We start from the raw sequence: 14660 nt of genomic DNA on the forward strand, positions 1-14660 counted from the left end.
TCATCGATAGCTATTCGGCCGCCGGGCGCGCTGCCCCGCGAATTCGTCCGATATGAGGGCGACCCGCGCCGTTTCAAGAGCCGACGCCATGCGCTTCGCTAAGATGCGCAGCCCGATACATCGACACGACCGCCATGCTCACGCTGCACCGCTCCGATCGACGCGCCCGTCCGCTCACGGCGGGCGAAATCGCGATCGCGCGTCTTGTCTTCCGCGATGCCATCGACTATTCGACGGTCCGCGTCCACGCCCGGCCGTATCTGCCGTTCGGGCTGCAGCCGCCGCACACCGCGATGGCGCCGAACGGGCACCTCTATTTCCCGCCCGCCTGCCATCAGAACGATTTCGCCGCTTGCGGCATCTCCGACCAGATGTGGTTCATCCACGAGATGACGCACGTCTGGCAATTCCAGCTCGGCTACTGGGTCCGCACGCGCGGGGCGATCCGCATCGGCCTGGATTATGGCTATACGCTCAGCGCGGACAAACGCCTGTCCGACTACAACATGGAAGCGCAAGGCAACGTGCTCGCGGATTACTTCGCGCTGCGCTTTCGCGGCTCCCCGGCGCGGTTGTACGAAGGGCGCTACCGGCACGCGCCCGATGCGCTCGCGCTCTACGAAGCCGTGCTCGCGGAATTCATCGCCGCGCCGTCCGATCGCCGTCATCTGCCGAAACGCCGCGCCGCGCGACTTTCTCCAGATGGCTCGCGATGAGCGCGGGCAGCGCCGGATCGCCGCAATTGGCGATGTTGAAGCGCATCCACGTCGTCGGCGACTGCTGCGGTGAAAAGAGGCTGCCGGGCGTGAGCAGGAAGCCGGCCTCGTGGCCCGCCGCGGCGAGGCCATCGGAATCGACGCCCGCATCGGCCCATAGAAACATGCCCGCATCGGGCGTCGTGAAAAGCCGGAGGCCGGTCTTTTCCAGCATCCGCGCGGTCTTGTCCCGCACGCCGTCGAGCCGCGTGCGCAGCCGCTCGACGTGCCGCCGGTAGTGCCCTTCCGTCAGCACCTTGTAGACGACGCGCTCGTTCAATTCGGGACTCGTCATGCCGACGAGCATTTTCTGATCGGCGAGCGCCTTCGCCACCTCCGCCGATGCCGCGATATAGCCCACGCGCAGGTTCGCCGCGAGCGTCTTCGAGAAGCTGCCGAGAAATATCACGCGCTTCAGTTGGTCGAGCGATGCAAGGCGCGTCGCCGGATAACCCGTCGGGCAGAGATCGCCGTAGACGTCATCCTCGACGACGATGAAATCGTATTGCTGCGCGAGCTGAAGAATGCGGAACGCCTGCGCGGCCGTCAGCGACGTGCCGGTCGGGTTGTGCAGCACCGAGTTGATGATGAGCATCTTCGGCCGCCACGTCGCGACGAGCGTCTCGAGGGCGTCGAGATCGGGGCCATCGGGCGTGTACGGCATGCCGACGAGCCGCGCGCCCTGCGACGCGAAGCGCCCGAACATCTGGAACCAGGCGGGATCGCCGACGATCACCGCATCGCCGGGCTTCACGTAAAGGCGCGCGATCAGATCGATCGCCTGCGTGATGCCCGACACGAGCACGAGCTGCTGTTCCGACGCGCCGATTTCCAGTTCTGCGAGCCGCGTCTGCAATTGCTGGCGCAGCGGCAGGAAACCCTGCGGCGTCCCGAAGCCGAGCATCTGCGCGCCGGACAGACGGCTCATCGAGCGCAGCGCGTTCGTAATCAGTTCGCCGTCCAGCCAGCGGCCCGGCAGATAGCCGAGGCCCGGCCCCTTCTCCGGACTCGCCGTGTGCAACATGTTGCGCAGAAGCCAGACGACGTCGATGGCGCTCGTCACCGGCTCGCTCTGCGCCGACACGCCCGCCGCCGGCGACGCCGACACGACCCGGTCGCGCACGTAAAAGCCCGAACCGCGCCGCGAATCAAGATAGCCGTGCGCGACGAGGCGCTCGTAAGCCTCGACGACGGTGAAGCGCGATACGCCCTTGTCGATCGCGAGCTTGCGAATGGACGGCATGCGCATGCCGGGGCGGAATACGCGCTCGTCGATGCGTCGCCGGCCCCACTGGACCAGTTGATCGACGAGCGTGAGTTGCGTGGCGTCGTGCGGGGCGGGGATTTGATCGAGCGGGACGGACATTGCGGTTCCTCGTCGGCGGTGAGGCGCGATCGGATGATAACTGTACCGAATCCAATCTGGCCGATTGTACCGTTACTGTTCTGGTCATTGCGGCTACATTTTCTGTTCCGGCGGTTCGGCCGCGGCGCTTTCCCACCCCGCTCGCCAACGGTTATGCTAACGCCCCGCTTCCGCTCCATCCTTTCTCCATGACCGCTCATCCGCTGAAACTCGACCATCTGGTGATCGCCGCCCGCACGCTGGAGGAAGGCGCGCATTTCGTCGCCGCGAAGTTCGGCGTCGAGCCGTTAGCCGGCGGCGCGCATCCGCTGATGGGCACGCACAATCGGCTCCTGAATCTGTGGGGCGGCGCGTATCTTGAAGTGATCGCCGTCGATCCGGCAGCCGCACCGCGCGAAGCGCCTCGTCCTCGCCTGTTCGCTCTCGACGATCCCGCGATGCACGAGCGCCTCGCGAGCGGCCCGCAACTCGTGCACTGGGTCGCGCGCGTGGACCGGCCGAAGTCGCTCACGCGCTGGCGGGCGCAGTATCCGGAACGCATCGCGCCGGTCGTGGCGATGTCGCGCGGCGGCAATACGTGGAACCTGACCGTTCCCGACGATGGCGCCTTCCCCGCATGGCAGGCCGCTGGCGATGGCGTGCTGCCCTCGCTGATCCAGTGGGACACGCCGCGCCATCCGAGCGATGCGCTTCCCGCGACGGGCATCCTGCTGCGCGCGCTGACGGGCTTCCATCCGAACGCGGAGGCGATCGCGGAGCAGCTCGCGTGGCTCGGAGCGTCGCATCTTTTGCGCGTCGAATCGACGGCCGGCGCGCCCGTGCTCGTCGCCGAATTCGAATTGCCGGACGGCTCGACGCTCGTCCTGGGCGAAGCGGCGGAAACCGCCCAAAGCGCACGACGCGCGCAGCCGGCAGCCAAGCGCCGTCGCGGCAAGACAACGATTGAGACGGAGCCCGAACTTCCGCTCTCGCACGACACACCCGATGGCGCGCCGGACGCGCTGCACTAAAGAAAGGAGACGCCGCATCATGAAGACCCGCGAAACCGAAGGCATGCTGCTCGGCCTGATCGGCGTCGTCATATTCAGCCTGACGCTGCCGATGACGCGCATCGTCGTGCAGGAAGTGCATCCGCTATTGAACGGTCTCGGACGTGCGCTGGTCGCCGCGATACCGGCCGCGCTGCTGCTCGTCTGGCGTCGCGAAAAGCTGCCGACGTGGCCGCAGGTGAAGAGCCTCGGCGTGGTCGCGCTGGGCGTCATCATCGCGTTTCCGGTGTTCTCCGCGTGGGCCATGAAAACCGTGCCCGCCTCGCACGGCGCGGTGGTCAACGGGCTGCAACCGCTGTGCGTCGCGATCTATGCGGCGTGGCTTTCGCACGAACGGCCGTCCAAGGCCTTCTGGGCGAGCGCGGTGGCGGGCAGCGCGATCGTCGTCGCGTTCGCGTTGCAGGCGGGCGGCGGCGGTCTTCAGGCGGGCGACCTGCTGATGCTCGTCGCGGTCGGCATCGGCGCGCTCGGTTATGCGGAAGGCGCGCGGCTCGCGCGTCAGATGGGCGGCTGGCAGGTCATCTGCTGGGCGCTCGTGCTGTCCGCGCCGTTCCTGCTGCTGCCGGTCGGCTGGCTCGCGTGGGCGCATCATGCGGCGCACCCGGAGCCGCTCGCGCTGCGCACGTGGCTCGCGTTCGGCTATGTGACGCTCTTCTCGCAGTTCATCGGGTTCTTCGCGTGGTATGCCGGACTCGCGATGGGCGGCATCGCGCGCGTCGGGCAAGTCCAATTGCTGCAGATCTTCTTCACGATGGCCCTGTCCGCGCTCTTCTTCGGCGAGCATGTGAGCGCATCGACCTGGGTCTATGCGGCGGCCGTCATCGTGACGGTGGTGCTGGGCCGCAAGGCGGCGGTGCGCGCCGCGCCCGCGGCGGTTGCGACGCCGGCTGCGCATCCGGTGGCCGCAGCCCGCCACGCCAAGTGACGCGGTGACGCGCCCGCGCGATAATCGCGGCTTGCGCGTCATCCTCTTTCACGCGATACCCAGACACAAACACAGAGACAACCGAGGCACTTCATGAATCAAGCCGATCTCCGCGCCACGCCGTGGCAACTTTCCGAACGCGCCCGCAAGCTCACCAGTTCGGCGATTCGCGAAATCCTCAAGGTCACGGAACGGCCGGAAGTCATTTCGTTCGCAGGCGGCCTGCCTTCGCCGGCGACGTTTCCCGTCGAGCAGATGCGCCACGCGTCGGAGCGCATCCTTCACGATCAACCGGCAGCCGCGCTCCAGTACAGCGCGACCGAGGGCTTCATGCCGCTGCGCGAATGGGTAGCCGCGCGGTATTCGGTGAACGGCGCGACCATCCGCCCGACGCAAGTGCTGATCACGACCGGCTCGCAGCAGGCGCTCGATCTGCTCGGCAAGGTGCTCGTCGATCCGGGCAGCCGCGTGCTGGTCGAAACGCCCACGTATCTCGGCGCGCTGCAGTCGTTCTCGATGTTCGAGCCCGCTTACGTGCAGGTGCCGACGGACGAATCCGGCCTGATTCCCGAAAGGCTCGATGCCGCGCTCGTCGCGAATGCGCGTCTCCTGTACGCGCAGCCGAACTTCCAGAATCCGACGGGCCGCCGCCTGCCGCTCGAACGCCGCCGCGCGCTCGCCGCATTCGCCAAACAAGCCGCGTTCCCCGTCATTGAAGACGATCCCTACGGCGCGCTCGACTACGCCGGCGCCCCGCTGCCGACGCTGCTTTCGATGGCGCCCGACCACATCGTGCATCTCGGCTCGTTCTCCAAGGTGCTCGCGCCGGGCTTGCGCGTGGGCTACATCATCGCGCCCGAAGCGTTGCACTTCAAGCTCGTGCAGGCGAAGCAGGCCACCGACCTTCACACGCCGAGTCTCACGCAGCGCATCGTGCATGAAGTCGTGAAGGACGGCTTTCTCGATCACCATGTGCCGACCATCCGCGCGCTGTATCGCGATCAATGCGCGGCGATGCTCGCCGCGCTGGAACGTCACATGCCCGCGGGCGTCGAATGGAACCGGCCGGAAGGCGGCATGTTCGTGTGGGTGAAGCTGCCGCAGCACATCGATTCGATGAAGCTGCTCGAACAGGCGCTCGCGCAGAATGTGGCCTTCGTGCCGGGCGGCCCTTTCTTCGCGAATCAGGCCGAACACAACACGATGCGCCTTTCCTTCGTCACGGTGCCGCCCGCGACGATCGACGAAGGCGTCGCGAAGCTCGGCGCGCTGATTCGCGCGAGCGTCTGAATCTCTGCAACGCAATCAAGGAGCAACGATGGCATCGAACGTGTATGACAAGCTGAAGGAACTCGGCATCGAACTGCCCGTGGCGGGCGCGCCCGCCGCCGCCTATGTGATGAGCGCGCAAAGCGGCAACACGGTGTATCTGTCGGGGCATATCGCGAAGAAGGACGGCGAGGTGCACGCGGGCAAGCTCGGCGCGGACATCGCGACGGAAGAAGGCAAGGCCGCCGCGCGCAGCGTGGCCATCGACCTGATCGCGACGCTGCATGCACACACGGGCGACCTGAACCGCGTGAAGCGCATCGTGAAGGTGATGAGCCTCGTGAACTCCACGCCGGATTTCACGGAGCAGCACATCGTGACCAATGGCGCATCGGAACTGATCGCGGAAGTGTTCGGCGATGCCGGCAAGCACGCGCGCTCCGCGTTCGGCGTCGCGCAGATTCCGCTTGGCGCATGCGTCGAGATCGAGCTGATCGCGGAAGTAGGCTGAGCGCATCGGCATCGACGTGTGGTAACCCGACGTGTCCGCGCGTCGGGCTTTTCATTGACCCGTACCGTCCTGGCGCATGACCATGTCCACTCGCACCGTCCGCTTCAAACAGGTCGATGTCTTCACTTCGGTTCCGTTCAGGGGCAACCCGCTCGCCGTGATCTTCGATGCCGACGATCTCACGACCGGGCAAATGCAGGCGATCGCGCGCTGGACGAATCTCTCGGAGACGACCTTCATCCTGCGGCCGACCGATCCCCGCGCCGACTATCGCGTCCGCATCTTCACGACGGCGACGGAGCTTCCGTTCGCCGGGCATCCGACGCTCGGCACGGCACACGCGCTGCGCGAAAGCGGCCATGCGCCCAAGACGCCGGGCAAGCTCGTGCAGGAATGCGGCGTCGGGCTCGTGACGCTCGAAGCGCGCACCGGCGGGCAATGGGCGTTCGCCGCGCCGCCCGCGCGCATCACGCCGCTCGACGATGCGCAGCAGAAGCGTCTCGCCGATGCGCTGGCGCCGCTCGCCATCGACTTCGCCGCGACGCCGTGCGCGGTCGACAACGGCGTGCCGTGGCTCGTCATTCGCCTAGCCGACGCGGCGCAATGCCTCGCGATGACGCTGTCGCCCGCGGCACGGGAGACGCTTACCGCACTCGTCGCGGAGGCGGGCACGCACGGGATCGTCGTCTATGGCCCGCACGAAGGCGGTGTTCCCGCGACGTTCGAATTGCGCACGGTGCTGCTCGGCGCGGAGAACATCGAGGACCCGGTGACGGGCAGCGCGAACGCGGCGCTGGCCATGCTGCTGACGGCGCAAGGCAAACGCCCCGGCGATGCCTACACGGTGCGTCAGGGCACGGCGCTCGACCGCGACGGGCGCGTGAGCATCGCCTACGACGATCGCGCGGATGGGTCCCCGGTGTGGATCGGCGGGGATTCGGTGACGGTCATCGACGGCACTTTCCGCTTCTGAAACAATGACCTGCGCGCCACAGGGCGTAAACCCCGACGCCGCGCCGTTCCGCTTTCTTAATTCCTGTACCTTCAGTACTATCCGAACATTGGGGACCGGAGTGACAAGCGCGGCGCGTGGCGATCGGTAAGATTCGCCGCCGACAATGAAGGCGTCCTCACCCAAACGCATCCTCGCGAGCGCGCCAGTTCCACGGGCGCCGCATCAGATTTCCCGGTCCCAAGGCGCGCAGACTACGCTTGATTGACTCGTTTCGGGGAACGCCCCAGCACATGCAACGCCCTTTTCATCCCGCGCGCTTGCCGGCCCTGCGCGCGGCGAGCGGTCTTTCCATTTCAGGCGCTTTATGAAGCGTGCGCGCTTCCAGACTGCATCCGATTCCCTCGCAAGCGCCCCGGCCATCCGGCGGCGCCGCGCATTGCTGGCGATTCCCGTCCTCGGCACGCTCGTGCTCGCCTTGCTGTGGGCGGTGATCTTCGCGCGCCTGTCCGTCGAGCGGGAAGCGACGACGCACGAATCGATGGCCTCCGCCGCGATTCTCTCGTCCGCGCTCGAACAGCACACGATCAAGGCCATCCATCAGGTCGATCAGATCACGCGTTTCGTCAAGTACGAATACGAAAAATCGCCGCGTGATTTCAATCTCGCCGCGACCGTCGACAAGGGCGTCGTGCAGAGCGATACCCTCGTGCAGGTCTCGCTGATCGACGAAAACGGCACGCTCGTCGCGAACACATCGGACCCGCGGCCAAAGCCCATCGATCTGTCGGATCGCGAGCACTTCAGGGTGCACGTGCATTCCAACGACGACCTGCTCTACATCAGCCGCCCGGTGCGCGGACGTCTCTCGGGAAAGTGGACGCTGCAGATCACGCGGCGGCTGAATCATCCGGACGGCTCGTTCGCGGGCGTCGTGGTGGTCTCCGAAGACCCGACTTACTTCACCAACGACTTCTACAACGTCGCGTCGATCGGGCGCGAAGGCGTGATCGCCGTCGTCTCGGACAACGGCGCGGTGCTCGCGCGCAGCACGGGCGGCACGCTTGCCGAACGCCCGCCGAAGACGGCCGTCACGAAAGGCAGCGCGCGCAACGACACCGCGCCGGCTCAGGCGGAATTCAGCGCGAGCGGTGTCTATCCGACTTCCGGTCATGCGTCGGGCATTTATGTGGATCCGATCGACCGCGTGAAGCGCATCGTGTCGTACCGGCATATCGACGGCTATCCGCTCGGCGTGCTCGTCGGGTTGTCGGAGCGCGAGGAGTTCGCCGACTATCACCACACACGCAACGTCTATCTGCTGATGGCGAGCTTCATTTCGCTCGCGATGCTCGGCTTCTTCGCGGTCGCGACGGGCCTGATCGGCAAGCTGCTCGGCCGCGAGCGCGAGATGACGCATCTCGTCGAATACGATCTGCTCACCGGCCTGCGCAACCGTTATTCGACGCTGCGCGCGCTGCGGCAGGACGTGGCGCAGACCGAGAATATCGGGCGGCTCGCGCTGCTGTTCATCGATCTCGACAACTTCAAGACGGTCAACGACACGCTCGGCCACAACGCCGGGGACATCGTGCTGCAGATGACCGCCTCGCGGCTCGCGCAGACCGTGGGCAACAGCGGGACCCTGTCGCGCATCGGCGGCGACGAGTTCGTGGTCGTCGTGAAGGGCGACGATGTCGAGCAGCGCGCGGTCGCGCTCGCCGACGACATCGCGACGATGTTCGCGACGCCTTTCGACGTGCGCGGCAGCGCGTTCGTGCTGCATGCGAGCATCGGCATTGCGCTGTTCTCGGTATCGAACGAAAGCGAGATCGACCTGTTGAAGAAAGCCGATCTGGCGATGTACAGCGCGAAGGACGCGGGCAAGAACTGCTATCAGTTCTATTCGCCGCAGTTGTCGCATCGCGCGGATCATTTGATGAAGTGGGAGCAGCAACTGCGCGTCGCGCTGACGGAGGAGCAACTGTTCCTCGTCTATCAGCCGAAGATCGATCTGTCGCGCCGCTGCATTACGGGCTTCGAGGCGCTCGTACGCTGGAATCATCCGCAGCACGGACTGATTCCGGCGAACGAGTTCATTCCGGTGGCGGAATCGACGGGGCTGATCGTGGCGGTCGGCGATTTCGTGATTCACACCGCCTGCTCGCAGCTTGCGCGCTGGCAGCGCGAGGGCTATACGGGGCTGTCGCTTGCGGTGAACATATCGGCGGTGCAGTTCTGGCGCGGCGATCTGCTGGAGACGGTCGCGCGCGCGATCATGTCGAGCGGCATTCCGGCTGGCAAGCTCGAACTCGAGATTACCGAGACCGTGATGGTCGAATATCCCGAACTGGTGGAGGAGAAGATCGTTGCGCTGAAGAAGCTGGGCGTGCGCATCGCGCTCGACGATTTCGGCACGGGGTATTCATCGCTGTCGTACCTGAACCGCTTCTCGGTGGATACGCTGAAGGTCGATCGCTCGTTCATCCAGGCGATACCCGAAGACCGCAGCGTCTGCGTGATGGTATCGGCGATCGTGAATCTTGCGCGCTCGCTGGGGCTGACGGTCGTCGTGGAGGGCACGGAGCGCGAGGAACAGATCGCGTGGCTGGCCGCGCTCGGTCCGGTGGAAGCACAAGGCTTCCTGTTTTCGCGCCCTGTTCCCGCCGATGGCGTGCAGGCGCTGCTCGACCGCTTCGGCGTCTGCGGCTGGCCGATGGGCCGGGCGGCGCGCGGACGAAAGGACCCTGCGCTCAGCGACGAGCGCGGCGGTTGATGCGCTTCTCCTTCCGGTCAGAAGCCGCGCGATAACACCGCTGTCCCGATCGTCACGACACCCAGCACGAGATTGACGACTACCAGCCGGCGGACGGTGCCGACGGCGCGTGCGCCATCGGGCCAGTTCTGCGCCTGCACCGCGCGGCGGATGCGCGGGAACACGCCGAAGCGGATGTGTCCGAAGATCAGCATCATCACGATGCCGAGGCCGGCCATCGCGTGAAGCGGCCATGCGGCGTGACCGCCGCCGAATTGGGAGAGCAGGAAGCCGCCGGTAAGCAGGATGACGATGACCGCGCCGGCGACCCAGTTGAAGAAGCGCGCGAAGACGGCTTCCCATAGCGGCAGACGCAGTTGCGGCGCGAGATCGCCGAGCGCGGGACGCAGGCAGAAATGCGCGAAGACCATGCCGCCTATCCACACGGCGACGCCGAGCAGGTGGAGGAAAAGCGCGGCTTCGATGGCTTTGGTCATGGGGGGGCTCGAGTCGTTGAACGGCGGATGAAGGTTCGGCGTTCGACTTGGGGGCGGGGCGTCAGTTCCTCTGCAATGCGACTGCTGCCGCAAAGGCGGGCAGCGTCGGCGAGGCGCGGGTCTGATGGATACCTTGTCTCGACGTGCGGTTGCGTGCAGGAAGCGGACAAGGAACCTGCCCTATGCGCTGCACCCCGACACGAGCCGAGCAGACCGAGGCACGCCCTTCTTTTGAGTCTTTTCCGATGGAAAGCAGCAGAGCCGATAGTTCTAATCGCAGGTCACACCATCCACCAATCAATAAGGAAACCAAAGGATGAAAGACGTGACAGGGCGCGACGTAGCCCGCCTCGGGGACAAGACCGACCACGGCGGCCGGATCATCGAGGCCGCTTCCGAGCTCAAGCATATGGGCATTCCCACGGCGCTGAACGGACACCTGACCGAGTGTCCCAAGTGCGGCGGGACGCACCCCATCATTGCGACCGGCGCCCGTCAGCACATGGGCGTGAAAGTCGCGTTGATCGGTGACAAAACCGCCTGCGGCGCGACCATCATTGCCGCGTGAGCGTTGCCGCATGATTGAGCTAACGCAAACCCGCACGCTCGGTTTTCACTGCGCGGCGCTTCCCGGCGCGGACTACTACGGCACACCCTTTCTCGTTCCCACGCGCCTGCATGGAACCGAGGCCATCGGCGAAATCTTCGAGTACACGGTCACTGCCAAGACCGTGGCTGGCCGCTATTACTCGCAGGAGCAAGACGCCAATCTCGACCTCGACAAACTGCTCGGCAAGCTCGCCACCGTCACCATAGAAGTAACCGGAAAAGGAACCTTCGTTCCAGGGATGCCCGGCGACACCGGCGCCGGAAATGTCGGCGGCTATACGCGCGAAATCACCGGCATGATCACGGCGACGCGCTTCATCGGCGGCGAAGGCCGTTCGATGGTGTACGAGTTCACGCTGCGCCCGCCGCTTCATCTGGCGACGTTGAATCAGGAGTCGCGAGCGTTCTTCGGCAAGGACGTCATCGAGATCACGCGCGAAGTGCTGCGCCGTTATCCGATGCAGGTCGATTATCGGCTGGGCGTCTGGGGCTTTTCCAATCGCGTCTTCCCGAAGCGCGACTATCAGCGCCAGGCCTGGGGAAGTGATTACCAATTTATGCGTAGGCTGTGGGAAGAATGGGGACTGTGGTTCTGGTTCGAACATTCGGACGGCCACTGCCGCATGGTGCTCACTGACTTGATGAGTGCCCATAAATCGCATGGTCCCGCGCATAAGACGCTGCGCTATCACCCGGCGCGCGGCGATCGGCTCGACGAGGAATGCATCGATACGCTATCGGTCAGAAACGTCCTCGGCACCGGTCAGGTCACGCTGCGCGACTACGATTACACGAACCCGCATCTCGCGCGACCGGTGACAACGCCCGAAGGCACATCCGCTCAGCCGCGCGATGACAAGCATCCGCAACCCGAACATTACGGCTGGGGCGACTTCGCGCAGCCCCTCGAAGGTGGCCTGGATGGAGCGCCCAACGACAAGCGGGACGAGGCTCGCTATCTGTCGGACGTACGCATGGGCGCATTGCGCTGTCAGACCTTGCGCGCCAAAGGGCACGGGCACCTGACCGGCCTGTTGCCCGGCTATCGGTTCAGTCTGGTCGGCTATCCGCAGCAGAAGGCCAACACCAATTATCTCGTTGTCTCTTGCACGCTCGATATTCAGGAAGTCGATGTCGAAGCGGCCGGCGCGCCGCTTGCCCGCTGCGACGCGGACTTCGAAGTTCAACCGACGGGCGAGTATCACCGGCTCGAGCAGAAGACGCCCAAGCCGTGCATTGGCGGCCCCGAGAATGCGATTGTCGTAGGCTACGGCGACTACGAGCACTGGCTCGACCCGATGAATCGCGTTCTGATCCAGTTCGCGTGGGATCGCGAGGGCGCATTCGACGGCGATCGCTGCGCATGGGTACGGGTTGCGATGCCGTGGCAAGGCTACGCGCGCGGCATGGCGCTGCCGTTGCGCGTCGGCGATGAGGTGATCGTCGAGCACGTCAATGGCGACCCCGATCTGCCGATTATCGTGGGCAGTGCAGTCAATCACGACAAGGTGCCGGCCTGGGATTTGCCGCGCAATCAAAGCCTGTCCGGCATCAGGAGCCTGTCGCTCGGGGATGGCCTGAAGTCGAATCATCTTGCGCTGGACGATACGAAGGATCAGTTGCAGGCGCAGCTTGCGAGCGACCAGAGTTCGTCGATTCTCAGCCTTGGGTTCATCCGCCGCATCTTCGGCAAGGAAGGCCGCAAGGAAGCACGCGGCGAAGGGTTCGAATTGCGCACCGACGGGCACGGCGTCGCGCGTGCGGCCAAGGGCTTGCTGGTGACCACCGAGGCGCGCACCGGAGCGCAAGCGCACGCGACCGACATGGGCGAGACGATCGCGCGGCTCACGCAGGCTCGCGATGTTCACGAAAGCATGGCCGGGCTCGCGCAACAGCATGGCGCGCAAACGTCGCCGAGTGGGCAATCGGAAGTGGTCAAGTCGATGAAGGCCACCAACGACGCCCTTCGAGGCACGGGCAAAGGCAGTCCTCATTCGGGCGGCTTTCCTGAGTTCACAGAGCCGCATCTCACCCTGGCGAGTCCCGCAGGCATCGAGACGACAACGGCAGGCAGCACGCACCTTGCAAGCGACAAGGATCTCGCGGTGACGACCGGCCGGCATATCAGCCTGGCGGCGGCGCGTTCACTCTTCGCGAGTGTGCTGGAGTCGGTCGCCGTGTTCGCGCAGAAAGCCGGCATCGCGCTCACGGCGGCAGCGGGCAAGGTTCGCATCGAGGCTCAGAGCGATAGCGTGCAGGTCATCGCGAAGAAAGACGCCGAAGTCGTCAGCACGGATGGGTGGATCAATCTGACGGCGGCGAAGGGAGTGCGGATCAACGGCGGCGGGACGGTGCTGGAGATCAGTCCGAGCGGGTTGGTCGGCTTCACCTCAGGGCAGTTCCTCGTACATGCCGCGGATCATGGAACGGCGGGGGCGCAAAGCAAGCCCGTCAAGATGCCACTAAGTAATCTCGCCGACGCCAAAGTAGCGGAACATTTCGTATTGGTTGAGCACGGTTCGGGCTTTCTTCTTCCCGATCAGCCTTATCGAGTCACACTTGATGACGGCACTGTGCTTGAAGGTGTTAGCAATGAGCTCGGCGAGACGAAGCTTGTCCTATCGGAGTCCATCCAATTCGGCACTGTAGAAATTCTGAACAGCGATGGTTCCGGCAACGCTCTTTCCATTACTCGCGTCGCACTGACGCGTGACTCGGACATCAAAACTCCGCCCCCGTTGAGCATGCAGAAGCGTCTGAACACCATAGGTTCAAAAGTGGTTGAAAGAAATAATGCAAAACCAACGAGTGAGAATAAATATGCTAATTTGGCCAAGTGCAGCCCAAATAACTGGGGGATGCGCTATTCGACGAACCGTGACGCAGCTTCCGGCAAGCTGGGTTATCCGGTGGCGAGCGAATACGCCACGGCAATATACCGATGCCTTATCGACACAGTAAAGTGGGGCGATGGTTACTTCGGCAAGGATGAGAAGAACGCAACGCTCGCGCTCTCGTGGCCGATTGATCCAGCCGCAGCTCGCAAGCTTACGAAACTGATTGCTCCCGTGCTGCGAACTGCACTCGCAAGCTCTCTTGGTGACTTCAGCTTGCCAGAAGCCGCCTTCCCCACGTTTTCGTTCGAGTCGTTTCGGAACTCCGATAATAACAAGGACATTGCAGTAGCCGATGGTGGTTTCACGGCGGCGCGCTGGGAGCTTTGCATCAAACCGACAAGTTGGCGAACATCTTTACGGGGAATATGGCCGAGGTCGGTGAACGTTGGCTGCGACTCAAGGAAATACGCAAGCTTGCAATGACGCTCTTTCACGAAAGCCGACATTGCCAACAGACGTTCTGGATGTATGCGATGGTGCAGCAGCAATCGAACGGATTCCGTGGTCAGGTGGACAAAGACGGCAAAGTACTGCCTGACCTTGTGCATATCGGAGAGTGGCCGGAGGCAGAAGCAAGAAACGACCTGGCTCGAGCAATCGTTGCGCTTGCATGCACACAAAGTATTCCTGAAAACACTGCGGCACTCATTAGCATCAAGCGCATGGCCGTGCCGTATTACTTGTGGCATCTAACTTTTCAGGAGCGGCATGGGGCACGTCCTTCCTATCTGTCAGACGCGAACGCTGCGGCGGTAGAGATCGGGAAGGTCAGAAGGTTTGCACTTGATTTATTGCACGATACCGGACTAGGAGGAACTGCGATTGATATCGACGATCTGGCAACCGAGCCGCCACAACGAAATGTTAATTACTCAGGCCGACCGTGGGAGAACGATGCATTCTTCACAGAAGAAGTTGCTGGCTGTTACTGGGATCATCTTGGCGGCGGTGAACTTGTCCTCCCCGAACCGGACGTTTGCAGCCCCAAACTCGACGGCGACAGTCGCTCCAGCGAACGACTCGCTATCATTCTCAAGGGAAGCCGGCAAGGCGAACAGGCAAAATGACATGAGAA

Annotated in this window: 12 protein-coding genes; 10 read left to right on the top strand and 2 right to left on the bottom strand. The window is 64.2% G+C overall.

The window, feature by feature from the left end; all coding sequences use genetic code 11:
• The first annotated feature begins 134 nt into the window (after positions 1–134).
• The gene (locus tag P9220_RS13255) at positions 135–716 is read left to right on the top strand and encodes a Rhs element Vgr protein (RefSeq protein ID WP_309765269.1); all 582 of its coding nucleotides are present in this window, start codon (positions 135–137) and stop codon (positions 714–716) included.
• On the opposite strand, the gene P9220_RS13260 is transcribed toward P9220_RS13255, so the two are convergent.
• On the bottom strand, positions 640–2121 hold the full coding sequence (locus P9220_RS13260; RefSeq protein WP_309765270.1) for a PLP-dependent aminotransferase family protein: 1482 nt from the start codon (positions 2119–2121) through the stop codon (positions 640–642). The two genes, P9220_RS13255 and P9220_RS13260, sit on opposite strands and share 77 nt — an antisense overlap.
• Before the next feature lie 188 nt (positions 2122–2309).
• On the opposite strand from P9220_RS13260, the gene P9220_RS13265 reads away from it, so the two are divergent.
• The 6 genes from P9220_RS13265 (at position 2310) to P9220_RS13290 (ending at position 9603) form a co-directional block, all read left to right on the top strand.
• Positions 2310–3131: a VOC family protein gene (locus P9220_RS13265; RefSeq protein WP_309765271.1), complete on the top strand. Its 822-nt coding sequence runs from the start codon at positions 2310–2312 to the stop codon at positions 3129–3131.
• 19 nt (positions 3132–3150) lie between these two features.
• Positions 3151–4095 (top strand): DMT family transporter, encoded by a 945-nt coding sequence (locus P9220_RS13270; RefSeq protein WP_309765272.1) that lies wholly within the window; start codon positions 3151–3153, stop codon positions 4093–4095.
• A gap of 93 nt (positions 4096–4188) precedes the next feature.
• Positions 4189–5385 carry a PLP-dependent aminotransferase family protein gene (locus tag P9220_RS13275; RefSeq protein ID WP_309765273.1) on the top strand — a complete coding sequence of 399 codons (1197 nt, stop codon included), beginning with the start codon at positions 4189–4191 and terminating at the stop codon, positions 5383–5385.
• A 28-nt stretch (positions 5386–5413) separates the two neighbouring features.
• On the top strand, positions 5414–5875 hold the full coding sequence (locus P9220_RS13280) for a RidA family protein (RefSeq protein WP_309765274.1): 462 nt from the start codon (positions 5414–5416) through the stop codon (positions 5873–5875).
• An 82-nt stretch (positions 5876–5957) separates the two neighbouring features.
• A complete protein-coding gene (locus P9220_RS13285; protein ID WP_309765275.1) occupies positions 5958–6848 on the top strand; it encodes a PhzF family phenazine biosynthesis protein in 891 nt (296 codons plus the stop codon).
• Positions 6849–7194: 346 nt separating this feature from the next.
• A complete protein-coding gene (locus P9220_RS13290) occupies positions 7195–9603 on the top strand; it encodes an EAL domain-containing protein (RefSeq protein WP_309765276.1) in 2409 nt (802 codons plus the stop codon).
• Between the two features lie 17 nt (positions 9604–9620).
• Here P9220_RS13290 and P9220_RS13295 read toward each other — a convergent pair whose 3' ends face one another.
• On the bottom strand, positions 9621–10079 hold the full coding sequence (locus P9220_RS13295) for a CopD family protein (protein WP_309765277.1): 459 nt from the start codon (positions 10077–10079) through the stop codon (positions 9621–9623).
• A gap of 316 nt (positions 10080–10395) precedes the next feature.
• On the opposite strand from P9220_RS13295, the gene P9220_RS13300 reads away from it, so the two are divergent.
• The 3 genes from P9220_RS13300 to P9220_RS13310 are packed head-to-tail and all read left to right on the top strand — an operon-like array spanning position 10396 to position 14652.
• Complete coding sequence (locus P9220_RS13300) at positions 10396–10647, top strand: PAAR domain-containing protein (RefSeq protein ID WP_309765278.1); 252 nt, start codon at positions 10396–10398, stop codon at positions 10645–10647.
• Positions 10648–10657: 10 nt separating this feature from the next.
• The gene (locus P9220_RS13305) at positions 10658–14008 is read left to right on the top strand and encodes a type VI secretion system tip protein TssI/VgrG (protein ID WP_309765279.1); all 3351 of its coding nucleotides are present in this window, start codon (positions 10658–10660) and stop codon (positions 14006–14008) included.
• Positions 14005–14652, top strand: a complete 648-nt coding sequence (locus tag P9220_RS13310) for a hypothetical protein (RefSeq protein ID WP_309765280.1) — start codon at positions 14005–14007, stop codon at positions 14650–14652. Before P9220_RS13305 ends, P9220_RS13310 begins: the two co-directional genes overlap by 4 nt.
• Positions 14653–14660: the final 8 nt, after the last annotated feature.

This window comes from Caballeronia sp. LZ016, from assembly GCF_031450805.1.
Classification (GTDB): domain Bacteria; phylum Pseudomonadota; class Gammaproteobacteria; order Burkholderiales; family Burkholderiaceae; genus Caballeronia.